The sequence below is a fragment of the Sphingomonas sp. 4RDLI-65 genome, assembly GCF_049472435.1.
Lineage (GTDB): Bacteria > Pseudomonadota > Alphaproteobacteria > Sphingomonadales > Sphingomonadaceae > Sphingomonas.
Window position 1 is genome coordinate 23,525 of record NZ_JBCEBT010000010.1, and the last position, 24,465, is coordinate 47,989.

The 24,465-nt window shown below is 65.9% G+C and carries 18 protein-coding genes; 8 read left to right on the plus strand and 10 right to left on the minus strand.

Annotation, left to right across the window (positions count from 1 at the left end; all coding sequences use genetic code 11):
- Positions 1–86 precede the first annotated feature (86 nt).
- The 4 genes from VH567_RS16185 to VH567_RS16200 form a co-directional block, all read right to left on the minus strand.
- Positions 87–938, minus strand: a complete 852-nt coding sequence (locus VH567_RS16185; protein ID WP_423327269.1) for a TorF family putative porin — start codon at positions 936–938, stop codon at positions 87–89.
- A 343-nt stretch (positions 939–1,281) separates the two neighbouring features.
- Positions 1,282–2,478, minus strand: a complete 1,197-nt coding sequence (metC, locus tag VH567_RS16190) for a cystathionine beta-lyase (RefSeq protein WP_423327270.1) — start codon at positions 2,476–2,478, stop codon at positions 1,282–1,284.
- Entirely contained in the window at positions 2,475–3,305 is an 831-nt protein-coding gene (locus tag VH567_RS16195; protein ID WP_423327271.1) for a sulfurtransferase, read from the minus strand. Before VH567_RS16195 ends, metC begins: the two co-directional genes overlap by 4 nt.
- A gap of 24 nt (positions 3,306–3,329) precedes the next feature.
- A complete protein-coding gene (locus tag VH567_RS16200) occupies positions 3,330–4,886 on the minus strand; it encodes a cryptochrome/photolyase family protein (RefSeq protein WP_423327272.1) in 1,557 nt (518 codons plus the stop codon).
- 20 nt (positions 4,887–4,906) lie between these two features.
- Between VH567_RS16200 and queF the strand changes: the two genes are divergently transcribed.
- From queF to VH567_RS16215, 3 genes are all read left to right on the plus strand, one after another.
- Positions 4,907–5,365, plus strand: coding sequence for a preQ(1) synthase (gene queF / locus VH567_RS16205; RefSeq protein ID WP_133030263.1), 459 nt, complete (start codon positions 4,907–4,909; stop codon positions 5,363–5,365).
- Positions 5,366–5,524: 159 nt separating this feature from the next.
- Complete coding sequence (locus VH567_RS16210) at positions 5,525–7,795, plus strand: glycosyltransferase (RefSeq protein ID WP_423327273.1); 2,271 nt, start codon at positions 5,525–5,527, stop codon at positions 7,793–7,795.
- Positions 7,796–7,858: 63 nt separating this feature from the next.
- Positions 7,859–9,142, plus strand: a complete 1,284-nt coding sequence (locus VH567_RS16215) for a glycoside hydrolase family 130 protein (protein ID WP_423327274.1) — start codon at positions 7,859–7,861, stop codon at positions 9,140–9,142.
- A 251-nt stretch (positions 9,143–9,393) separates the two neighbouring features.
- Here VH567_RS16215 and VH567_RS16220 read toward each other — a convergent pair whose 3' ends face one another.
- Both VH567_RS16220 and VH567_RS16225 read right to left on the minus strand, forming a co-directional pair.
- The gene (locus VH567_RS16220) at positions 9,394–11,355 is read right to left on the minus strand and encodes an OPT family oligopeptide transporter (RefSeq protein ID WP_423327275.1); all 1,962 of its coding nucleotides are present in this window, start codon (positions 11,353–11,355) and stop codon (positions 9,394–9,396) included.
- Between the two features lie 161 nt (positions 11,356–11,516).
- Positions 11,517–12,755: an N-acetylmuramoyl-L-alanine amidase family protein gene (locus VH567_RS16225; RefSeq protein WP_423327276.1), complete on the minus strand. Its 1,239-nt coding sequence runs from the start codon at positions 12,753–12,755 to the stop codon at positions 11,517–11,519.
- A 552-nt stretch (positions 12,756–13,307) separates the two neighbouring features.
- On the opposite strand from VH567_RS16225, the gene VH567_RS16230 reads away from it, so the two are divergent.
- From VH567_RS16230 to VH567_RS16250, 5 genes are all read left to right on the plus strand, one after another.
- Positions 13,308–16,283: an Rne/Rng family ribonuclease gene (locus VH567_RS16230; RefSeq protein WP_423327325.1), complete on the plus strand. Its 2,976-nt coding sequence runs from the start codon at positions 13,308–13,310 to the stop codon at positions 16,281–16,283.
- Between the two features lie 640 nt (positions 16,284–16,923).
- Positions 16,924–18,279: a M48 family metalloprotease gene (locus tag VH567_RS16235; RefSeq protein ID WP_423327277.1), complete on the plus strand. Its 1,356-nt coding sequence runs from the start codon at positions 16,924–16,926 to the stop codon at positions 18,277–18,279.
- Positions 18,276–18,986 (plus strand): DsbA family protein, encoded by a 711-nt coding sequence (locus tag VH567_RS16240; RefSeq protein ID WP_423327278.1) that lies wholly within the window; start codon positions 18,276–18,278, stop codon positions 18,984–18,986. The genes VH567_RS16235 and VH567_RS16240 overlap by 4 nt, the downstream gene beginning before the upstream one ends.
- A gap of 144 nt (positions 18,987–19,130) precedes the next feature.
- The gene (locus VH567_RS16245; protein ID WP_423327279.1) at positions 19,131–20,060 is read left to right on the plus strand and encodes an ABC transporter ATP-binding protein; all 930 of its coding nucleotides are present in this window, start codon (positions 19,131–19,133) and stop codon (positions 20,058–20,060) included.
- Positions 20,061–20,187: 127 nt separating this feature from the next.
- The gene (locus VH567_RS16250) at positions 20,188–20,949 is read left to right on the plus strand and encodes an ABC transporter permease (RefSeq protein ID WP_133030257.1); all 762 of its coding nucleotides are present in this window, start codon (positions 20,188–20,190) and stop codon (positions 20,947–20,949) included.
- Here the strand turns inward: VH567_RS16250 and VH567_RS16255 are convergent.
- The 4 genes from VH567_RS16255 to VH567_RS16270 form a co-directional block, all read right to left on the minus strand.
- Positions 20,921–21,637, minus strand: a complete 717-nt coding sequence (locus VH567_RS16255; protein WP_423327326.1) for a CPBP family intramembrane glutamic endopeptidase — start codon at positions 21,635–21,637, stop codon at positions 20,921–20,923. The genes VH567_RS16250 and VH567_RS16255 overlap by 29 nt on opposite strands.
- 264 nt (positions 21,638–21,901) lie before the next feature.
- Entirely contained in the window at positions 21,902–22,873 is a 972-nt protein-coding gene (gene glpX / locus VH567_RS16260) for a class II fructose-bisphosphatase (protein ID WP_423327280.1), read from the minus strand.
- A gap of 61 nt (positions 22,874–22,934) precedes the next feature.
- Positions 22,935–23,753, minus strand: a complete 819-nt coding sequence (dapD, locus tag VH567_RS16265; RefSeq protein ID WP_423327281.1) for a 2,3,4,5-tetrahydropyridine-2,6-dicarboxylate N-succinyltransferase — start codon at positions 23,751–23,753, stop codon at positions 22,935–22,937.
- Positions 23,750–24,415 (minus strand): pyrimidine 5'-nucleotidase, encoded by a 666-nt coding sequence (locus VH567_RS16270; RefSeq protein WP_423327282.1) that lies wholly within the window; start codon positions 24,413–24,415, stop codon positions 23,750–23,752. Before VH567_RS16270 ends, dapD begins: the two co-directional genes overlap by 4 nt.
- Between the last annotated feature and the right edge of the window lie 50 nt (positions 24,416–24,465).

Here is a 24,465-nt window from a genome sequence, read left to right on the forward strand (position 1 = left end):
AGCCCAGTCTGGGTCCCCGCCTTCGCGGGGAAACACGCTTGGAGGTCTGAGAGGGGCGCGGAAAGCTCGCCCCCCTTCAGAGCCGATTAGAACGCCGCGGTCAGCGACACCACGACCTTGCCACCGGCGATCGATCCGGTGCCGTCCTGGCCGCGGCTGAAGCTCGGCTGGAGATAGGCCGATTCGCCCTTGCCGATGTCGGTGTCGACATAGGCTACGCCCAGCGTCAGCGGTGTGCTGGGGATTACGTAGTCCGCGCCAAACAGCCAGTCCCAATATTCGCCGGTCGGCGACACGCTGGTCGCGAACGGACCGAGGCCCTTGTTGCCGTTCGAATAGCCGACATGGCCCTTCACGGTCAGCCCGGTGTTGGGGATACCACTGCTGATGTCGCCCCAGAGGTACAGGTTGCTGTCCTTGGCATTGACCCGGTCATAGCCGACCGCCACCGAGGCACCGCTGGTGTACCATGGACCCAGCGCCTGCTGCTTGGGCGCGTAGGCGACACCGGCGAGCAGTGCGACCGGGCCGGCGGTGCCCGACAGCTTGGCATAGGGTTCGATGAAGTCGGTGTTGTCGAAGCCGCTCGGGTACATGTACCACGTCGCGCCGACGTCGAGCGCGCCGCCGCCAACGGGGACTTTGTAGCCCGCGATCAGGTCGAGTTCCATGTTGGCGCCGCCGAACGTACCCCAGCCCGCGAGGTTCGAACCCCAGGTGCCGATATACAGGCCGCTCTCGTGCGCGATGGTGATGCCGCCCTGCACGGCGAGGTTCTCGTCCGACTGCGACACGCCGCGGAAACGATAATCGCTGACGAGCCCGACCGAACCGGTGACGGTGATCGCCTTTGGTGGCGCAGTGGCCTCGTCCTGAGCGAACGCGGGGGTAGCGGCAGCCAATGCGATGCCGCCGAGAAGAATAGTGGTGAAGCGCATCGTTTCCCTTTCGATACTGGAAATTCGATGTCCCCGCCTGCAACCGCGGACGCCGCATCTATCGAGGCATGGCCTCCGAGTGCGGTCTTTCCTGCGGTGACGAATGTGTGACAGCGCGTGGTGCGGCGCACAAGCGAATCTTGCGTACAATCCGGGTTTGACGCCACACATGTTGCGCGAGGGCCACACTGGCCGTGCATCTTGGCCACCGACGATTTTATGCTTACGCCGAAGCGCTGGCCTTGCGCAGCGAGCCGACATTAATGCTCGTCGGTTGCTCCTGACGACAGCGACCAGACGTTCTTTCGGCTTCTGAAACCTCGATTGGGCAGGTTCCCGACTTCTACCCCCGCGTTGCTACAAACGCTGCCAACCCCGCTTCGAGGTCGGCAATCAGGTCGGCGGGGTCTTCGAGGCCGATCTGGAGACGGACCATCGGGCCGGCGGCGTCGCGCTTGGTGACGCTGCGGTAGCGGTGCGGGTCGGCGGGGATGGCGAGGCTTTCGAAGCCGCCCCAGCTATAGCCGATGCCGAACAGTTGGAGGGTGTCGATCAGCGCGGCGCGTGAGGCTTCGTCGCCACCGTTGAGAACGAACGAGAAGAGGCCGCTGGAACCCTTGAAGTCGCGGACGAACAGGTCGTGGCCGGGGCAATCGGGGAGTGCGGGGTGGAGGACCTGCGCGACTTCGGGGCGGCTTTGGAGCCAGTTTGCGATCTGGAGCGCGCTCGACTGATGTTGCGCGAGGCGGACCGCCATCGTGCGCAGGCCGCGGCTGCCGAGCCAGCAATCGTCGGGGCTGGCGACCTGACCGAGCTGGAAACTCGTCTCGCGCAGTTTCTTGAAATGGCCGGGTGCTGCGGTGACCGAGCCGAGCATGACGTCCGAGTGGCCGACGACATACTTGGTGCCGGCGAGGATCGTGAGGTCGACGCCGTGCTCGATCGCGGGGAAGAACAGCGGGGTGGCCCAGGTGTTGTCTAGCAATGTCGTCACGCCGCGCGCCTTGGCGGCGGCGACGATCGCGGGGACGTCCTGTACCTCGAAGCTCAAGGATCCGGGGCTTTCCATGAAGATGGCGCGCGTGTTCTCGCCGATCAGGTCGGCGATGCCGGCGCCGATCATCGGGTCGTAATAGCGGGTGGTGATGCCGAACCGCTTGAGCAGCCCGCCCGCCATGCCCCGGGTCGGGTCGTAGGCGCTGTCGACGAGCAGCAGTTCGTCGCCGGGGGACAGTACCGACAGCAGAGCAGCCGCGATTGCCGCGACGCCCGAGCAATAGAGGAACGTCCCTTCCGCGCCGGGCTCGAGCGAGGTCAGCGCGTCGGCGAGGCTCCACTGCGTCGGCGTGCCCTTGCGCCCGTAGAATAGGCGGTGATGCGTGTCTTTGGTGGCGCTTTCGCGGAGGTGGCCAACGGAGTCGTAGAGGATCGTCGAGGCGCGCCAGACTGGCGGGCTTACGATGCCCTGCGTCCATTCCTTGCGACGGCCGGCGAGGACGACCTTGGTCGCATCGCCGACCGGCTTGTTCGTGTCGCTCATGCCGTGCCTGTCGCCTTGGGTGTCGAGGGATCGCCGCCCCATTCGGACCAGCTGCCGTCGTACAGAGCTGCGTCGTTGCCGAGCAAATGCGCGCCGAACGCGAGTACCGACGCGGTGATGCCCGAGCCGCAGGTCATCACCAGCGGCTTCGACAGGTCGATGCCGGCCTTGTCGAATTCGGCCTTCAGAGCATCGCCGGTCTTCCACGTGCCGTCTGTGTTGAACACCGCGCCCTGCGGCAGGTTCTTCGAGCCCGGAATATGGCCCAGTGCAGTGCCCGGCCGCGGGTCTTCCTCCGCGCCGGTAAAGCGTGCCGCCGAGCGTGCGTCGAGCACCTGCTCCGCCCCGCTCTCGACGTTCGCCTTCATCTGATCGAGATCACGCACGCCCTTCAGGTCCGCCCAGGTCGTGAAGTGACGATGCCGCGGCGTTTCCTTGCCCGATGCGGTTTCGCGTCCCTCGGCCTGCCACTTGGCCAGCCCGCCATCGAGAATCGCCACGTTGTGCGCGCCGAACAGCCGCAGCATCCACCACGCCCGCGCGGCGGTGTGCCAGGGGGAGCTGTCGTACAGGACGATCCGACTGCCATCGCCGAGGCCCAGCGTCTGCATCCGGCTCGCGAATTTGTCCGCTGACGGGAGGGTGTTGGGGAGGTCGCTATCGGTATCGCGCAGCTCGGCCAGGTTCATGAACACCGCGCCGGGAATGTGCGCCGCCTCATACTCCGCGGCCGCATCGCGACCCTCGGCATAGGTCGCGTCGACGATCCTCAGATCGCTCGCGCCCAGTTCGTTCGCCAGCCATTCGGTGCTTACCAACGCGTCCATATGCCGCTCCTTGTGCTCGTGAGGTCAGTAGCCAGCAGGGCCGCTCGCGTCGAGGGAGGCGAGGAACCCGGCCGCTTGCGCGCGCGTCGCCTCGCGGTCCGCCTCCGACTGCTTCGCCCAGTTGCGATACGGCATCGCCAGCCGGTTGTTGCGCCCGAGCTTGTCCTCGTGCCGGTCGAGGAAATCCCAGTACAGCGCGTTGAACGGGCACGCATCCGGCCCGATCCGTTGCTTCACCTTGTAGCGGCACGACCCGCAATAATCGGACATCCGGTCGATATACGCGCCCGACGAGATATACGGCTTAGACCCCAACAAGCCGCCATCGCCGAACTGGCTCATCCCCAGCGTGTTGGGCAGTTCGACCCATTCATACGCGTCGACATACACTTCCAGATACCATTGATGCACCTTGGCCGGGTCCGCGCCGATCAGCAGCGCGAAATTGCCCGTGACCATCAGCCGCTGGATATGATGCGCGTGCGCAGTCTCCAGCGTCTGGCCGATCGCCTCGCGCAGACAGTGCATGTCGGTCTCGCCGGTCCAGTACCAGCCGGGTAGCTCGCGGTGATGGTCGAGGAAGTTGCGCTCGACATACTGCGGCCCCTCGCGCCAGTAGATCCCGCGCATATATTCGCGCCAGCCGATGATCTGGCGGATATAGCCCTCGACCGCGTTGAGCGGCGCACGACCGGCACGGTATTCCGCCTCGGCACGCCGGCACAGGTCGAGCGGATCGAGCAGCCCGGAATTGATGTAGGGCGACAGGATCGAGTGCCACAGATGCCGCTCGCCGGTGAGCATCGCATCCTCGTAATCGCCGAACTGCGGCAGCGCGTGCTTGAAGAAATTCGCCGCCTGTCGCTCGGCATCCTTCGCGGTCACGGCATACTCGAATCCGTCGAGGCTCCCCGAATGATCCGCGAACCGCTCCGCGACCAGCGCCAGCACGTCCTGCGTGATCGCATCCGGCGCGAACACCAGCGGGCGCGGCATCAGCAGGTCGTTCTTGGCGGGCTTGCGGTTCTCCTTGTCGAAGTTCCAGCGGTCACCCTCGGGCTTGCCGTCGGTCATCAACAGTCCGGTGCGCGTCCGCATCTGGCGATAGAACCACTCCATCGTCAGCGACTTCCGTTCCGCCGCCCAGGTCTCGAAATCAGCATGGCTGGCGAGGAAACGATCGTCGCTGCGGATCTCGACCGGGATGCCGAACAGCGTCTCCCAGCTTTCGAGCATCGCCATCACGCGCCACTCACCGCCCTCGGTGACGACAATCCGCTCGGGATCGTGCCGCTCGACCGCGCGCGCGATCTCGCCGGTGAAGCTGCCCGCATTGTCAGGGTCGTCGAGCTTGGTGTATTCGACCGTCCACCCGGCCTCGCGCAGCGCCTCGGCATGATGCCGCATCGCCGACAGGATATAGGCGATCTTGCGCTTGTGGTGGCGAACATAGGTCGTCTCCTCGGCGACCTCCATCATCAGCACGATCGTGGTCGTCGGATCACAGTCCCGCAGCGAAGCGAGGTCGATCGTCAGCTGGTCGCCTAGGATCGGTACGAGCGTGGTTTTCTTGCGCGTCATCGCATCCTACATGGCGCACTATGACCGCACCCGCCAACCCATTGCATCTGGGCCAGAACAGCGCCCTCCCCGCCTCTCCGGAAGAGGCCGTGCTCGATTATGTTCCGAACCCGCGGCCGGGCCGGACGTATCTGGTGCGGTTCGCGGCGCCCGAGTTCACGTCGCTCTGCCCGGTGACCGGCCAGCCCGACTTCGCGCATCTCGTGATCGACTATGTGCCGGGCGAAACGATCGTCGAGTCGAAGTCGCTGAAGCTGTTCCTGAGCAGCTTCCGCAACCATGCCGGGTTCCACGAGGATTGCACCGTCGGCATAGGCGAGCGCCTGTTCGACGAGATGAAGCCGGTGTGGCTGCGCATCGGCGGATACTGGTATCCGCGCGGCGGAATCCCGATCGACGTGTTCTGGCAATCGAGTGCACCGCCACAGGATCTGTGGCTGCCGGACCAGGGGGTCGCCTCCTATCGCGGTCGTGGATGAAGGCCCGGGGTGAGGGACCCGAAATATCGGATTGATTTAGATTGATATTATTCCCGTGCTGCACTGCAGTATGTAATGAAACTTTATGCTACCTGAACCGTTCAAATGGATGCGCGACCGGGTTCTCCCAGAAGTGCGCGCTCAAACGAGGGACAGGGTATGGTGAAACCGGCGGACGGTGGGAATATCGCGCGACTGGCGCTGATCGGTAACTTCCTGCCGAGGCAGTGCGGGCTCGCCACTTTCACGACCGACGTTTTCACGGCCATGCGCGCGCGCTTCCCCGAGATCGCCGTCGACGTCTATGCGATGGACGACCATCCCGGCAAATACGACTATCCGCCCGAAGTCACCGGCACGATCCCCGAGACCGAGCTGTCGGCCTATATAAACACCGCGCGGAAGATCGAGGCCAGCGGCGCGCAGGCGATCTGGCTCCAGCACGAATACGGCATCTTCGGCGGCCCCGCCGGCGAGCATATCCTCGCGTTGCTCGATCGTACCACGTTGCCCGTCATCGTCACGCTGCACACGATCCTCGAAAAGCCCAACGCCGACGAGCGACGTGTGCTCGAGGGCCTATTGCGTCGAGCCGCCCGCGTGGTGGTGATGGCCGAGCGTGGCCGTGACATCCTCCAGCGTGTCTATGGCGCCAACCCGCGCCAGATCGTCATGATCCCGCACGGCGTGCCCGATCGCGACCTGCTCGATCCTGCTGCTTTGAAGGACAAGTTCGGCTGGCAGGGGCACAAGGTCATGCTGACGTTCGGCCTGCTCGCGCCCAACAAGGGGATCGAGACGGTCATCAATGCTCTGCCGACGGTGATCGAGAAGCATCCCGACCTGCTGTACGTCGTGCTCGGCGCGACCCATCCGAACCTCGTCGCATTCGAGGGCGAGAAGTATCGCGACAAGCTGAAGGCGCTGGCAGCCGAGAAGGGCGTTTCCGACAACATCGCGTTCGTCGACGCATTCCTCGAACATGGCGAGCTGCTCGACTATCTCCAGGCGGCGGACGTCTATGTGACGCCGTACACCAACCCTGCGCAGATCACGTCGGGCACGCTCAGCTACGCGATCGGCGTCGGCAAACCCGTGATCTCGACGCCCTATGTCCATGCGACCGAGATCCTCGCGGATGGTCACGGCGTGCTGGTGCCGTTCGGCGACGTCGACGCATTCGCGCGCGAGATCGATGCGCTGATGTCGAACGACCGCGATCGCAATCGTCTGGCCGAGCGCGCCTATGCGCGTGGCCGCACGATGATCTGGCCGAAGCTCGCCGAGGCGATGATGGCGGAGATCCGTGCGATCGTGGCGGCGCGCCCTTTTCGTCTCGCCAAGGTGCCGGCGCCGCTCAAGCCGTTGATTCCTGATTTCGCCGCGGTCGAGCGAATGAGCGATTCGACCGGCATGCTCCAGCATTCGATCTATTCGATTCCCGATCGTCGCCACGGCTATTGCATCGACGATAACTGCCGCGCGCTGATGCTGATGAGCGCGCTTCCCGATCTCGACGACGTCACCCGCGACAAGTGGATGACGATCTACGCGTCGTTCGTGCAGTATGCCTGGAACCCGGACACGCGCCGCTTCCGGAACTTCATGAACTTCGATCGCACTTGGTGCGAGGACTCGGGCTCGGAAGATTCGAACGGCCGGACGCTCTGGTCGCTCGGCGTGACGGCGCGCGATGCGCAGGCCGCCAAGCACCGCGACTGGGCGACCGCGATGTTTGATTCGACCGCGTCGATGGCGCTCGAACTCGGCTCCTTGCGCGCGCAGGCGTTCGCGATGCTCGGTGCGGCGGCGATGCTGGAGGCCAAGCCCGGTCATCAGCTGTCGCTTTCGATCCTGGAGGCCTTCCCCAAGGTCCATCTCGATCTCCTGGCGAAAGCACGGCGTCCCGAGTGGCAGTGGTTCGAAATCGTGCTTGCCTACGACAATACGCGTCTTCCCCAGGCGCTGATCCGTGCCGGCCAGGCGCTTGGCCGACAGGACCTGATCGATTGCGGCCTCGCCACGCTCGACTGGATCGTCGCCAAGCAGACCTCGCCCGAGGGTCGCTTCCGTGCCGTGGGTTCTGAGAGCTTCAACCGGCCCTATGCCGATCCGTTGCAGTTCGACCAGCAGCCGCTGGAGGCGCAGGCGACCGTCGATGCATGCGCGGCGGCGTTCGAGGCGACCGGCGACATGCGCTGGCATGACGAGGCGCAGCGCGCGTACGGCTGGTTCCTGGGGGCTAACGACCTCGATCTGCCGCTCGCGAGCGTCGCCGATGGCGGCTGCTACGACGGGCTGATGCCGACCGGGTTGAACCGAAATCAGGGTGCGGAGTCGATTTTGGCCCTGCAACTGGCAAGTTGTGCCATTTCGGGGGTATCAAAAGCAGCGCAAAGCGTGGCAGGAGCGACCCGCGTCGTCGCCTAGTTCGCTAGCGACAGCCTTGCAGGCGACGGTGCGCTGAGTGGAACGACGCGGGGCACTGCTACGATGGATCTGTTCAACCACCAGCTGCGGCTGCACGCGGACCCTTCGCGTGTCGTCGTACGGCCGTTCCATATCGCCTGGGGCGGTCATGGCGGCGCGCCGAGCCGTACCGAGCGGCTCGTCGGCGAAGTGCTGGAGATGTCGCCCGCGCAGGCGCGCGCGCAGCTCGAGGTCGTGCTGAAGGATTTCGAGGCGCGCCACTGGCAGACGCGCCGCGTGTTCATGACGCGCTACGATCAGATCGAGGACATGCTCGGGCTGAACGGCGCGGAGATCGGCGACGAGAAGCGCCAGCTGATCGGCGCGTATTTCTGCCACGAATACAGCTATGCCGCGGCTGCGCTGATGAACCCCAGCGCGGTGCCGCATTTCGACCAGTCCGGCATGCCGCCGGGGTCGATGCGCATCCTGATGAGCTTGCGCGCGGTCGGCGAGGGTCACATCTCCTCCGTGGCCTTCCGCGAGGGCATCATCACCTGCGAAAACCAGATGAAGCTCGCGCCGGAACCGCCGTTCGCGACCGCGACCGACGCGGTTGGCAGCGGCGAGGACGAGATGCCCGAGGGTCCCGTCACCGTCTATCGCCACCGCGATAGCACGCTGAGCGGCACGGTGATCTTCCCGATCACGCAGGCGCAGTCGAAGGGTCTCGAGGATCTGCGGATCGTCCGGTTCCAGCACGAGAACGGCGAGTTCGAATGGATCGGCACCTACACCGCGTATAACGGCTCGGTGATCCAGTCCGAACTGATGCGCACCCGCGACTTCCGCGCGTTCGACCTGGTGCCGATGACCGGTCCGGCCGCGCGCAACAAGGGCATGGCGCTGTTCCCGCGGAAGGTGAACGGCCAGTATATGATGATCGGCCGGCAGGACGGCGAGAATCTGTTCCTGCTCAAGTCCGATACGCTGACCGACTGGGACGACGGCGAAAAGATCCTGACGCCGGAATATCCGTGGGAGCTGGTGCAGATCGGCAATTGCGGCCCGCCGATCGAGCTCGACGAGGGCTGGCTGCTGCTGACGCACGGCGTCGGTGCGATGCGCAAATATTCGATCGGCGCGGTGCTGCTCGACAAGGACGATCCGTCGAAGGTGATTGGGCGGACCAAGCAGCCGATTTTGGCGGCGAAGGATCAGGACCGCGAGGGGTATGTGCCCAACGTGGTCTACAGCTGCGGCGCGCTGAAGCATGGCGATACGATCTTCATGCCGTACGGGATCGCGGACAGCTCGGTGGGCTTCGCGTTCGTGCCGATCAAGGACATGCTTGCCGCGATGAAGTGAGGGGGGGGCCCACGGACGCCATCCTTCTCCCCTGCGTAAACACCACCCACGCGTAAACACCACCCCGGCGAAGGCCGGGGCCCAATTGGGAGACGCAGATAACGGCGAACTGCGCTCCGTTACGACCACCTTTCCAATTGGGCCCCGGCCTCCGCCGGGGTGGTGGAATGGGCCAAGGTCCCGCCCCAATCTTGTTCTCCCGCGAAGGCGGGAGCCCAGTCTGGATCCCCGCCTTCGCGGGGAAACAAGCTTTACCGCGAAGCCGCCATCGTCCGCCGGTACATCACCCACGTCAGCACCGCGAACAACACCGTCCCGCCAACCAGCGCCACGCTCGCAAACCCGTCCCCGACCAGCGCCAACGGCGTCTCCTTGTTGGTAAGATACACGATCCCCGCAAAGCCAACCCCCCACAGCGACTCCCCGACGATCATCCCCGTCGCGGTCAGCACACCCATCCGCTTGGCAAGCTCCGGATCCCGCGCGCGGTCCGCCCAGCGATCATAGGCGAACCCGACGACCGCGCCGATCGTCACCGGCAACGTCACCGACATCGGCAGATACACCCCGAGCCCCACGCCCAGCGGCGGCAACCGCAGCTTCCCCGCCTTGCCGAGCAACTCGTCGACCGCGATCACGGCCACGCCGGTCAGCGCCCCATACCCGATCATCGCCCAGTTCAGGTTCCCCCCCAGCACACCCTTGGCGAGCGCCGAGATCAACGCCGCCTGAGGCGCCGCCAGCGCATTCGGCCCTGCCCCCGGCGCACCCGCAAACCCGAGCGTGCTCCCCAGCAGATTGAGCACCGGCGGTACCACGATCGACCCGAACACCACGCCGATCAGCAACGCGACCTGCTGTTTCCACGGCGTCGCACCGACCAATTGGCCCGTCTTCAGATCCTGCAGATTGTCGTTCGAGATCGTCGCGATGCCGAACACGATGCCCGTCACGATCAACCCGTAGGCGACCAGCGCCTGCGTCGTCCCCGGCTCGACCGCACGGCCGAACCACGACACCAGCAGGATCGACGCGGCGAGGATGGCGAGGATGCCGATCCCCGACACCGGCGAGTTCGACGCGCCGATCAGCCCCGCCATGTACCCGCAGACCGCCGCGATCACGAGACCGATGACGAGGATGAACACGAGGCTCCCCGCGATCAGCCCGATCGCCGACGCCTCCAGCGGCCCGCCCTGCAGGACGGTCCACAGCAGGATGCCGATCGGCACCAGCATCGCGAACGACGCGATACCGACGATCCCGATCGGAATGTCGCGCTCTTCCAAAGCCAGGATCTCCCCACCGCGCTTGGCCGCAGAGGCTGCCAACGCCGAACGCACGCCTCCGACCACCGGCCCGGCGATCTTCAACAAAGTCCAGATCGCCGCGACGCCGATCACGCCCGCGCCGAAGAAACGGACGTCCGATCGAAATACCGTCGTCGCGATCACTTCTGCGGTACCAGTGACGCTGCCGCCAGAGGTCAGGATCGGCAGCAGGATCCACCAGCCGATCACCACGCCCGCAAACATCGCCATCCCGACCGAGATGCCGACCAGATGCCCCGCGCCAAGCAACGCGAACGACAGACCGCCCGAAATCCCGGTCGCACCCGCGCCGACGCGGAACCACGTCGCGGCCTCGGCGGCGACCAGCTTGGTCTGCGTCAGGATCGCGAACCCGGCCGACACGACCGCGTTGACGACGATGATGCCGAGCCCGCGCGCGCTCTCCTCGCCCCCCTCACGACTGCCCGCGCCGACCTTCAGCACTTCCGCCGCGGCGCGTCCTTCGGGGTACGGCAGCACGGTGTCGACGACGAGCGCACGGCGCAGCGGCACCGAGAACAGCACGCCGAGCACGCCGCCGAACATCGTGATCGCCGCTGTGGTGAAGAACGGAAACCCCTGCCACCAGCCGATCATCACGAGGCCCGGCAGCACGAAGATGATCGCCGCCAGCGTTCCCGCGGCGGACGCGATCGTCTGGACGATGTTGTTCTCGAGGATCGTCGAATCCTTGAACAACCGCAGCACCGCCATCGAGATCACCGCGGCGGGGATCGACGTCGCGAACGTCAGTCCGATCTTGAGCCCGAGATACACGTTGGCCGCGGTGAACAGCAGCGTGATGATCCCGCCAAGCACGATCCCGCGGAAAGTAAGCTCGCGCATGCTCGTCTCGGGTACGCCCCGTGTCGCGTCGGTCATCTGGTCAGCCCCAATGGAATTTGCAGGGCTTGTGGCATGATGTGCAGCTAGAGGAAACCGTATCGACCGTTACTAGCATGTTCTCCCGCGAAGGCGGGAGTCCAGTCTGGGCTCCCGCCTTCGCGGGAGAACAAGGAGAAGGGAGCAGCCCCTCCCCAATGCTACCGAGCCGCCATCCGGCGCGCAAAATTCACCTCGACCGCGCGCGTGACGCTCTCGGCGATCCGGTGCCGCCCCTCCTCGCTGTCCAGGAACGCCGCGTCCTGCGGGTTCGAGATATAGCCCGTCTCGAACAGGATCGACGGCATGTCGGGCGCCTTCAGCACCATCAGCGACGCCATGCGGTGGAAGTTCGCCTTCAACGGCATCAACGGCCTGGCCTCGCGCCCGAGCAGCCGGGCGAACGTCGCCGACGCGTTCATCGTCTCGCGCTGCGTCAGGTCGATCAGGATCGACGACACGTCCGCAGGCGCCTCGCCAAGGTTCACCCCCGAGATCACGTCCGCCTTGTTCTCGCGCGCCGCCAGCCGCGCCGCCTCCTTGTCGGACGCCACTTCGGACAGCGTGTAGGCGGTCGCCCCGGTCGCATTCTCCGACCCGGTACTGTCGCAGTGGATCGAGATGAACAGGTCGCCCTTCAGCCGCCGCGCCACGCCGTAGCGCTCGCGCAACACCAGATAGCGGTCGTCACTCCGCGTCAGCGCCACGCGCACGCGGCCCGATGCAAGCAGCTCGTCGCGGATGGCCTTGGCGACCTTCAGCGTCACGTCCTTCTCGCGCAGTCCGTTCGGCCCGATCGCGCCTGGATCGACACCGCCATGCCCCGCATCGATCACCACCAGCGGCCGCGTGTCGTCGCCCTGCACGCGCGGCAGGCGCATCCCCCGCGCCTTGGGCGGTACCGCGATCGAAACCTTGTATTTGGGCCGCGACGCAGCGCCGAAATTGAATGGGAAGAAATTCAGCGGCCCGGCGATCCCCGCCTGTACGAACTGGTCGTCATCGACGTTCCGCAGCGCCAGCGTCAGTTCGCGACCCTCTGAATCGAACCCGCCGTCAGTGACGATCGCCGGCGCGGCCAAATCGAACACGATCCGCGCGCCCGTCCCGCGGCGCATCTGCGTCACGCTGGTAATCACGCCGCGCCCCGCGAAATCGCGCCCGGGCGTCAGGCCCGACACGTCGACCGCGATCTGCTGTGGCCCGGTCAGAATTTGGCTGGCGGCATTGCCGACCGCCTCGTCGAAGCGGATGACGATCTGTCCGCCCCGGATCGCGACGCTCTGCACGGTCGCCGCCCAGGCGGGAACGCTCGACAGCCAGCCGGCCATGAGGGCAATTACCGTGAACACCCCACGTCCATGCCGTGCGGATCGACCGCCGGTCCAGCGAAAAGCCATGATACACCCCTTTGATCGATACATCCGATCGCTGCACGGACAGGTAAGCCCCGGCGTCCCAAGAGCGGGTTGCGGTGTGCGGTTAATTTGCCGTTTGCCACGAATTTGCCGGCAAGGCTCTGCCGCCCCGGCAAGTCTGCGCCTCCCCGCCCCTATTTCGAGCCGAAACGCGGCGGAAAGCAGCCAATATCGGGCTAGTTGCGAGATCGGGTATGCAGTGCTAGTCCTGTCGTACAGCCGTGTGTCGCCTAGTTTTTACCAGCGACGCGCCGGTCTTCACGCCCGCCTGCGGATCCTTCGCCGGCGCGGCACTTCAGGTTGACGCTCGAATGACGCATTCCCCCCGCCCCGCACTCCGACCGGCCTTCGCCGACGGACTCGCGGTCGTGCGGGCGCCGCAGGGAGAGTTCCCGCGGCATGCACTTCGCGCAGAGGCAGTTTCGCACACCATCCGCGAGTCCGGGCGTCCGTGCCCGACCGCACCACCATCAAGCGCGCGACGGCTGCCGGCAGGCCCGGCGCGCGCGCGGAGAATCTATTATGACAACGCGTATGCTGATCGACGCACGCCACCGGGAAGAAACCCGGATCGCCGTCGTCAAAGGTAACCGGATCGAGGAATTCGATTTCGAGAGTGCCGAACGCAAGCAGCTCAAGGGCAATATCTACCTCGCCAAGGTCACGCGGGTCGAGCCGTCGCTCCAGGCGGCGTTCATCGATTACGGCGGCAATCGCCACGGCTTCCTCGCGTTCAGCGAGATCCACTGCGATTACTACCAGATCCCCAAGGAAGATCGCGACGCGCTGCTCCGTGAAGAGGCCGAGCACGCCGCCGAGGAAGCCGCGCTGCGCGCCGACTACGATTCGGACGACGAAGAGGGTGACGACGAGGACGATATCGAGCGCTTCGAGGACGATGGCGGGGTAGATCCCGACGTCGCCGACGAGCTCGAGGGCAACGAAGCTGGCGAGGCCCCGCGCCGCAAGCGCAAGTCGAACGGTGATGACGCCGCGGTCGAGGACCTGCGCGAGCGTCGCATGAACCTGCGCCGCCGCTACAAGATCCAGGACGTGATCCATCGCCGCCAGGTGCTGCTCGTCCAGGTCGTCAAGGAGGAGCGCGGCAACAAGGGCGCGGCGCTGACCACGTACCTGTCGCTCGCCGGTCGCTACTGCGTGCTGATGCCGAACACGTCGCACGGCGGCGGCATCTCGCGGAAGATCAGCAACGCGGGCGATCGCAAGCGCCTCAAGACGATCATGGCCGACATGCAGTTGCCGCCGTCGATGGGCTGCATCGTCCGCACCGCGGGCCTCCAGCGCTCGAAGGTCGAGATCAAGCGCGACTTCGATTACCTCGCCCGTCTCTGGGACGGCATCCGCGAGGCCACGCTGAAAGCGTCGGCCCCCGCGCTCGTCTACGGCGACAGCGACCTGATCAAGCGCGCGATCCGCGACATCTACAACAAGGAAATCGAAGAGGTCATCGTCGAGGGCGAGGACGGCTATCGCCAGGCGCGCGAGTTCATGCGCCTGCTGATGCCGACGCACGCCCGCCGCATCAAGCATTACGCCGACCCCGTGCCGCTGTTCCAGCGCGCCGGCGTCGAGGATCAGCTGTCGGCGATGTACCATCCAGTCGTCCAGCTGAAGTCGGGCGGCTACCTCGTCATCAACCCGACCGAAGCTTTGGTGTCGATCGACATCAACTCGGGCCGCTCGACGCGCGAGCATTCGATCGAGCAGACCGCGACCGCGACCAACCTCGAGGCCGCCCAGGAAATCGGCCGCCAGCTCCGCCTGCGCGACATGGCCGGGCTCGTCGTCATCGACTTCATCGACATGGATAACAATTCCAACGTCCGTAAGGTCGAGAAGGCGATGAAGGAGGCGCTCAAGAACGATCGCGCGCGCATCCAGATCGGCCGCATCTCGTCGTTCGGCCTCATGGAAATGAGCCGCCAGCGCCTGCGCACCGGCGTGCTCGAGGCCTCGACCCGCGCCTGCCCGCATTGCGAGGGCACCGGCCTGGTCCGCACCGCGTCGTCGTCGGGCATCTCCGCGCTGCGTCTCATCGAGGACGAAGCCGCCCGCGGTCGCGGTTCGCTGCTGACCCTGCGCGCGAGCCAGGAAGCCGCGGTCTACATCCTCAACCGCAAGCGCGCCGACATCGCCGAGATCGAGGATCGCTACGGCGTAATCGTCGAGATCATCCCCGGCCAGGACGAGGAAGGCGCGCACATGACGGTCGAGGCCAGCGGCCCGCCGCCCGCGCACGCCCCGAAGTTCGTCCAGATCATCGAGGAAGACGAGGACGACCTCCCCGAGGAGATCGAGGACGAGATCGAGGAGGAAGAGGTCGAGGAGGCCGAAGCCGAGCAGCCGCGCCGTCGTGAGGGTGGTCGTGAGGGCGGTCGTGAGCCCCGCGAGGGTAATGGCGAGCAGCGTGCACCGCGTGAAAACGGTCGCGATGCGGACGGTGAAGCCGGCAAGAAGCGCCGTCGTCGTCGCGGTCGTCGCGGTCGCGCGCGTCCGGGTGAGGAAGGTGCGGCTGAGGGCGTCAACGAGGACGGCTCGTTCGAGGACGCCGACACCAACGTCGAGGAAATCGACGAGGTCGAGGGCGACATCGTCGAAGTCGGCGGCGGCGAAGCTGTCGAGGCTGGCGCACCGGCCGAGCAGGCCAACGGCGTCGAGGGCGAAGGCCGTCGTCGTCGCGGTCGTCGGGGACGTCGTGGCGGTCGCCGCAACGAGCAGGGTGCGGACAACGGCCAGTCGGTCGCCGTCAGCAGCGTCGACGACGCCCAGCTGATCGCGGAGGCACCCGAGCCGGAAGCGTATGAGCCGGTCGAGTCGACCTATGCCGAGCCGCCTTACGAGCCCGCGTTCGAGCCGGTCGTCGAGGAAACCCCGGTGGCGGAAGTCGCCGAGGGTCCGAAGATGCGCCGTCGTCCGCGTGCCCGTGCAGCAGCCGCTGCGGCGAACATCGTCGAGGCGGTGGCCGATGCAGCCCCCAAGGCTCGCCGTGGTCGCAAGCCCCGTGCGGTCGAAGCGGACGTCGAGACGGTTTCGCCGGAGCCAGTCGTTGTTCCGGAGCCGATCGCTCCAGAGCCCGTCGCCGTCGCCGAACCGGCTGCGCCAAAGGCAGGCCGTCGTCGTCGCGCCGCGGTTGTAGAAGCAACGATGGAAGAAGTGAGCGCAACGCCCGACGAGACCATCGAAGCCTCGGCACCAAAGCCGAAGCGCGCGCGTCGCAAGGCGTCGGATGCCGTGGTCGAAGCCCCAGCGGTTGAAGAGGCGGTCGTCGAGGAAGCGCCGGTGAAGGTCGCCAAGCCCCGCGGTCGCCCGCGGAAGACGCCGATCATCGAAGCCGGTGACGCTGCGCCGACCAGCGAACCGCTCGCCGAGCCGATCGCGACCACGCCGCCCAAGGCCGAAGTCCAACCCCAGGACGTCGCCACCACGGACACCAACGACGACCCCGACGGCTCCCCACGTCGCGGCTGGTGGCAGCGCACCTTCGGCTAACGCCGGACGCTATGACCGAAGAACGGGCGCGACCGAAAGGCCGCGCCCGTTTTCGTTTGTGGAGGGTGTGGCGATCGTCCGGCCACACGATATCCGTCGGCCTCCGGTGGCGACGGCAAACCGCGAAAAGCTTGTATCCCCGCGAAGGCGGGGACCCAGACTGAGCACCCGCCTTCGCGGGTGAACAAGATACGGGTAATGCGGGGTTTGCGGTTTTCGCGCGTCATGCGGGGCGGTCCCACCGCCCCACCCACCACCACCCCGGCGAAGGCCGGGGCCCAATTGGAAAGGTGGCAATAACGAAGCACCACCTTCAGTTAGCGACGTCCCCCAATTGGACCCCGGCCTTCGCCGGGGTGGTAGCGATTGAGCGGCACCGTCTCGGCAGCATCGTCTCGAACGCGCGCCCCCGCCACTCCGAACCAAAAACCCGTCACTCCGAACCAACCCCCGTCACCCCAGCGAAAGCTGGGGTGTCCCCCTGAGGCACGCGACGCCCGCCAAACGATGAGATCCCAGCTTTCGCTGGGATGACGGTAATCGGGGGAAGCGACGCCAGCTCCTGACTACCCCACACTCCACCACACCCCTCACCGCACGACCATTGCCCCCCCGCCCCCAATCGACGATACCCCGTAATATGAAGCGCCTAGTAGCCGCCGCAGCCACCGCCCTCCTCCTCTGGACGACGCCCCTCCAGGCCCAGTCGATCCTCCGCGACGCCGAGACGGAAACCATGTTCGCGGAGATGTCGAACCCGCTGATCAAGGCGGCAGGCCTCTCCACCCGCGACGTGAAGGTCGTCCTCATCAACGACGAGTCGATCAACGCGTTCGTCGCTGGCGGCCAGACCGTCTACGTTCATTCAGGCCTCATCCAGGCCGCCGACAACGCCAACGAAGTCCAGGGCGTGATCGCGCACGAGCTCGGCCACATCGCCGACGGCCACGTCGTCCTCGCCGACCGCGGCACCAAGCCCGCAATGGGCATGTACCTGCTCTCGATGGTCCTCGGCCTCGCCGCGATGGCCGCCGGCAGTGGCGAGGCAGGCGCAGGCATCATGGCCGCGGGCCAGCAGGCGGCGATGGGCAGCTACCTCTCGTTCAGCCGAGTCCAGGAATCGACCGCCGACGCGACCGGCGCGAAATTCCTGCGCGAGGCGAACGTCTCCGGCCGCGGCATGCTCAGCTTCTTCAAGAAATTGCAGCAGCAGGAATACCGCTTCGGCACCGCCAACATCGATCCGTTCATGCAGTCGCACCCGCTCTCCGGCGAACGCGTCGCGACGCTCACCGCCGATCTGCAAGCCTCGCCCGCGTGGGCCAACAAGCCCGACGCCGCGCTGGAAGAACGCTTCCGCCGCGTGAAGGCCAAGCTCGCCGGCTACGTCATGCCCGCCGACCAGACGCTGCAAGCCTACCCGCCCAGCAACCAGTCGGTCTACGCGCACTACGCCCGCGCCTACGCGTATCACAAAGCCGGCTACCCCGACAAAGCCGATGCTGAGGCCAACGCGCTGGTGAAGGCCGAGCCGACCGATCCGTATTTCCTCGAGATCAAGGGGCAAATCCTGCTCGAGGCGGGCAAGCCCAACGAGTCGCTGGTCCCGTTGCGCGAGGCCACCGAAGGCTCCCGTAACAACCCGCTGATCGCCACCACCTTCGGCCACGCGCTGATCGCGACCGAGAACAAGACCAACTACCCCGAAGCGACCAGGGTCCTGCGCACAGCAGTCGGCCGCGATGACCAGAACCCGTTCGCCTGGATGCAGCTCGGCACCGTCTACGAACTGACCGGCGACACCGCGCGGGCGGCTCTGGCAACGGCGGAGCGCGCCAGCATGGGCGGCGACATGCGGACCGCGTCGGCGAGCGCGCAATATGCGCTGGCGAACATCCCGGCGAACACGACCGACTGGATCCGCGCGCAGGATATCGCGATGGCCGCGCAGAACGAGATGGACGACAATCCCAAGCAGTATAAGCGCCGCAAATGAGCAAGTTCACATTTCCGGCAATCGCAGTCGCCGGCGCCGTCATCGGAGGCCTCGCGGTCTGGGGCTATGATCGCCAGGGCGGTGGCGTCGAGCGCGCGCAGGTCGAATCGATCATCCACGACTACGTCTTGGCGCACCCCGAAATCCTCCCCGAGGCGATGGAGAAACTGCGCGACCGCGAGTCCGGCAAGACCGTCACCGCGAACCGCGACGCGATCGTCACACCGTTCGGCAGCGCCTGGGCCGGCAATCCCAAGGGCGACGTCACGCTGGTCGAGTATTTCGATTACAATTGCGGATATTGCCGCGCGAGCCTGCCGATGATCGCCAAGCTGATCGCCGCCGATCCCAAGGTCCGCGTCGTCTTCCGCGAACTCCCGATCCTCAGCGCCGAAAGCCGCATCGCCGCTCGCGCCAGCCTCGCCGCCGCGCAACAGGGCAAGTTCGCCACCTTCCACGACGCGCTCTACGCCGGCGGGCCGGTAAGCGACGCCTCGATTGCGGCGGCGGCGGGCAAGGCCGGGGTCGACACGACGCAGGCGAGCTTCGCCAAGACCGCTGACGCCGAGATCGCAAAGAACATGGAGACGGCCGCAAAGCTCGGCATGACCGGTACGCCGAGTTGGGTGGTAGGCGACCGCGTCCTGTCCGGCGCGCTACCGCTCGAAGACCTGCAAAAAGCGGTAGCCGCAGCTCGCGCCAGCTAACCGTTCTCCTGCGCACGCAGGAGCCCAGGGTTACAAAGCGCAACGTCCGGTATCCTGGGCTCCTGCGTGCGCAGGAGAACAAGACGGCAGCCCTTACTTTCCCCTCCTACCAACCCCATCTTGCCCTCACAAAAAGGGGTGCCAATGACCGAACCGATCCTGTCCATCGCGGGCGTCACCAAGACCTACAAGAGCGGCACCACAGCCCTCCACCCCGTCGACCTGGACATCCAGAAAGGCGAGATCTTCGCGCTCCTCGGCCCCAACGGTGCGGGCAAGACGACGCTGATCAGCATCATCTGCGGCATCGTCACGCCCTCCGCCGGCACGATCAAGGTCGCCGGCTACGACGCGATCCGCGACTATAAGCAGGCGCGCAGCCGGATCGGCCTCGTGCCGCAGGAACTCAACGTCGACATGTTCGAGACGGTGCTCGCCACCGTCACCTTCAGCCGCCGCCTGTTCGGCCGCTCAGGCCACAGCGCGTACATCGAACAGGTGCTCCGCGACCTCTCGCTCTGGGACAAGCGCGACGCGAAGATCCGCGAACTCTCCGGCGGCATGAAGCGCCGTGTCCTGATCGCGAAAGCACTCAGCCACGAGCCCGAAATCCTGTTCCTCGACGAGCCCACTGCGGGCGTCGACGTCGCGCTTCGCCGCGACATGTGGAAGCTCGTCCACCGCCTGCGCGAAGGTGGCACGACGATCATCCTGACGACGCATTACATCGAGGAAGCCGAGGAAATGGCCGACCGCGTCGGCGTCATCAACAAGGGCAAGCTGCTGCTCGTCGACGACAAGGCGTCGCTGATGAAGAAGCTCGGCAAACGCGAACTCGACATCGCGCTTCAAGACCCAATGACGACGATCCCGCCAGAGCTCGCCGACTGGGACCTGTCGCTGGAGGACGACGGCAAGCGCTTGCGCTACGTGTTCGACGCACAGGCCGACCACACCGGGATCCCGTCGTTGCTCCGCAAACTCAGCGAACTCGGCATCGGCTTCAAGGACCTCGAAACCAGCAAATCGAGCCTCGAAGACATCTTCGTCGATCTCGTCGGAGAACGCGCATGACCATCCCAAAAACCCTCCGTCACCCCGGACTAGTTCCGGGGTCCACCGTGCCGCAAACCAACGGCTTGAAGATTACGCGGAACAGTGGATGCCGGAACAAGCCCGGCATGACGGGAGGGACACGCGCATGAATACCCACGGTATCTGGGCGATCTACCGCTTCGAAATGGCGCGCGCGCTACGCACCCTGTGGCAGAGCCTCGTCACCCCCGTCCTCACCACCTCGCTGTATTTCATCGTCTTCGGCGGTGCGATCGGCAGCCGGATGCAGCAGGTCGGCGGCGTCGGTTACGGCAGCTTCATCGTCCCCGGCCTGATCATGCTGTCGCTGCTCACGCAGAGCATCTCGAACGCGTCGATCGGCATCTACTTCCCCAAATTCACTGGCACGATCTACGAGCTGCTGTCGGCGCCTGTCTCGGCGATGGAGATGGTGATCGGCTATGTCGGCGCGGCGACCACCAAGTCGGTGATCCTCGGGCTGATCATCCTCGCGACGGCGTCGTTCTTCGTGCCGCTGCGCATCGAACACCCGTTCGCGATGATCGCGTTCCTGATCCTGACCGCGGTGGCGTTCAGCCTGTTCGGGTTCATCATCGGCGTCTGGGCGAACGGCTTCGAGCAGCTGAACTTCGTGCCTGCGCTGCTGATCACGCCGCTGACGTTCCTCGGCGGCGCATTCTACTCGATCGACATGCTGCCCCAGCCTTGGCGGACGTTCAGCCTGTTCAACCCGGTCGTCTACCTGGTGAGCGGCTTCCGCTGGAGCTTCTTCGGGCAGGGCGACGTCGCGGTCGGGGTGAGCCTCGCGGTGACGGCGGGCTTCCTCGCGGTGTGCCTGATCGCGATCGCCTGGATCTTCAAGACCGGCTGGCGGATGAAAAACTGACCCGCCACGCGCCGGCCAGGATCGGCCGGACTACCAGCGCGTTCAGGTCGATCAGCGCGTGGAGCAGCATCGCCAGCCATAACGATCCGGTCATCAGGTAGACCGCCGCCATCAGCGCGCCGACGATCGTCGTGGCGATGACGCCCGCCCAGCCCTGGTACCGGTGCATCGCGCCGAACAGGGCGAGCGAGATGCCGAATGCGACGATCGCGCTGCCGCTGACCAGCGCGATCAGCAGTGGGAGGAACAGGCGGAAGGCGAGTTCCTCGGAGATGCCCGCGGCGATCGACATGGCGGCGGCGTTGGCGATCTCGGGGCGGTTGCGCGGTAGGAGCGATCCGACATTGCCGATCGGCCTCAGCACGCGCCAGTTGCGCCGCGTCGCGAGGAAGGCGCCGATGACAAGCCCTGCGAGCGCGCCGCCGCCCATCATGCCGAGCACGAACGCGCGACTGTCGCCTTCGAAGCTCGGGAGCAGTGTGCGGAGGTCGTCGAACTCCGGCGGTATATCGGTGAGCGCGTCGAGACGGCCGAGCAGCGCTAGCCCGATGATGGCGGGCAGGACGAAGGCGATCGCGGCTTTGGCGATCCACAGGCGGTAGGTCTTCTGGCGCGAGGCGGTGTCGGGGAGGCGCTTTATGCGGCGATAGCCGAGGAGGTCGCCCTTGAGGAACCAGACGAGGGCCATGAGGGTCACGAGCAGAAGAGTGTTCGGGAGAATCACACTCGCACCTCCTCCTTGTTCTCCAGCGGAGGCGGGAGCCCAGTCTGGATCCCCGCCTTCGCGGGGAAACATGGTGCTGGTTCACCACCAAAATACCAGTGTTCCACCCCGGCGGAGGCCGGGGCCTAATTAGGAAACGTCGCCAACGGAGCGATCCGCTTCATTACTCAGGACGTTCCAATTGGGCCCCGGCCTTTGCCGGGGTGGTGCTCCCCCTCGGGTTGCTAATCAGTCAGTCCGATGCTCGCCCTTGACCCAGCGCACGGTGCCCGACGATGCGCGCATCACGACGCTCTCGGTGGTCATCTTGCCCTTCTTCCGCTTCACGCCGGCCAGCAGCGAGCCGTCGGTCACGCCGGTCGCCGCGAAGATGCAGTCGCCCTTCGCCAGCTCGGAAAGGTCATACTGCTTGTCGAGATCGGTGATCCCCCACTTCGCCGCACGGCCGCGCTCGTCGTCGTTGCGGAACAGCAGGCGTCCCTTGAACTGGCCGCCGACGCAGCGCAGCGCCGCGCACGCCAGTACGCCCTCCGGCGCACCGCCCGAGCCCATGTACACGTCCACCGTCGTCTCGGGGTCGGACGTCGCGATCACGCCGGCGACGTCACCGTCGCCGATCAGCATGATCCCGCAGCCGACTTTCCGGAGCTCGGCGATCAGCGCCTCGTGGCGCGGGCGGTCGAGCACGCACACGATCAGGTCGCGCGCCGGCACGCCCTTGGCAGCGGCGACGGCGTTGATGTTCTCGGTCGGCGTCTTGTCGAGATCGATGATGCCCTCGGGATAGCCCGGCCCGACCGCGATCTTGTCCATGTAAACGTCGGGCGCGTTGAGCAGGCCGCCCTCCTCCGCGATCGCAAGCACGGCGAGGCTGTTCGGGCCCGCAGTCGCACAGATCGTCGTGCCTTCGAGCGGATCGAGCGCGATGTCGATCTTGGGGCCGGTGCCGATCGCGGAACCCACCTTCTCGCCGATGAACAGCATCGGTGCCTCGTCGCGCTCGCCTTCGCCGATCACCACGGTGCCATCCATGTACAGCGAGTTGAGCGCCTCGCGCATCGCCTCGACCGCCGCCGCGTCCGCCGCCTTCTCATCGCCGCGGCCGACGAGCGTGGACGCGGCGATCGCCGCCGCCTCGGTCACGCGGACCATTTCGAGGACGAGGACGCGGTCGAGAACCTGGCTGGCGGCAGCGGTCAAAATATTTCTCCTAGCGATGTTTCGTCCCGGATAGGCAGGGCCTGACCTGTTGTCGACCCGATCAGTCGCGCAACAGGTCGTTGATGCTGGTTTTGGACCGCGTCTGCGCATCGACGCGCTTGACGATCACCGCGCAATACAGCGCCGGCTTGCCGTCTCCGCCGCCGATCGAGCCCGGTACGACCACCGCGTACGGCGGCACTTCGCCCTTGAAGACTTCGCCGGTCGCGCGGTCGACGATCTTGGTCGATGCGCCGAGATACACGCCCATCGACAGCACCGCGCCCTCGCCGACGCGAACGCCCTCGGCGACTTCCGCGCGCGCGCCGATGAACGCGCCGTCGCCGATGATGACGGGATCGGCCTGCAACGGCTCGAGCACGCCGCCGATGCCGGCACCGCCCGACAGATGGACGTTCTTGCCGATCTGCGCGCATGACCCGACCGTCGCCCAGGCGTCGACCATCGTGCCCTCGCCGACATACGCGCCGATGTTGACGAAGCTCGGCATCAGGATCGCGCCCTTGGCGATGAAGCTCCCGCGCCGGGCGACAGCACCGGGTACGACGCGAATGCCTGCCGCGCGGAACTCCGCGTCGCCCCAGCCCGCGAACTTCGACGGGACCTTGTCGAATCCAGGCGCGCCAGCCGAACCGCCGTCGATCACGACATTGTCGTTGAGCCGGAACGAGAGCAGCACGGCTTTCTTGAGCCACTGGTTGACCTGCCAGCCATCAGCGGTCGGCTCAGCAACACGCGCGGTGCCCGCATCGAGCATTGCCAGCGCGGACTCGACGGCATCGCGGATCTCACCCTTGGTTTCGAGGCCGAGGTTTGCGCGGTCTTCCCAGGCGGCGTCGATGATGGTCTGCAAGGTCATGATGTCTCCAGGATGGTTTCGAGCCATGGTGCGAGCACCGGCACGGTAAAATCGATATGGTCGCGCGTCCCGCCGGGCGATTGCTCGGAGCCGTTGTCGACCCACACGGTCGTCATCCCGATTGCCTTGGCCGGCGCGAGATTACGCGTCATGTCGTCGACGAACAGCGACTCCCTGGGGTCGATATCGAACGCCGCGCAGAAGCCCGCATAGGCCGACGCATGTGGCTTCGGCATCAGATCCATCGCGTGGATATCGTGGATCGCCTCGAAGCTCTCGCCCAGCCCGAGCCGGTCGAGGATCTTCAGCGCATAGGGCTTGTCGCCATTGGTGAAGACGAGTTTGCGCCCCGGCAGCTTGGCGATCGCGGCCACCAGCGGCGCGTCATGCTCCAGCACGTCCATTTCGATGTCGTGGACATGCTCCAGGAACGCGTGGGGGTCGACGTGATGTTCGGTCATCAGCCCAGACAGCGTCGTGCCATGGTTGTGGAAATAGCCCTTCTGCACGCGGCGCGCCTCTTCATGCTCGAGCCCGAGCAGATCCTGGATGAACCCGGTCATCCGCGCATCGACCTGCGCGAACAGGTCCGCGCTCGCCGGGTACAGCGTATTGTCGAGATCGAAGATCCAGTTGCGGACATGGTGAAGGCGGGCAAGCATCGGCCGGAACCTCTAAGGAGCGCGAGGCCTGGCGACAAGCCGGGTGACGT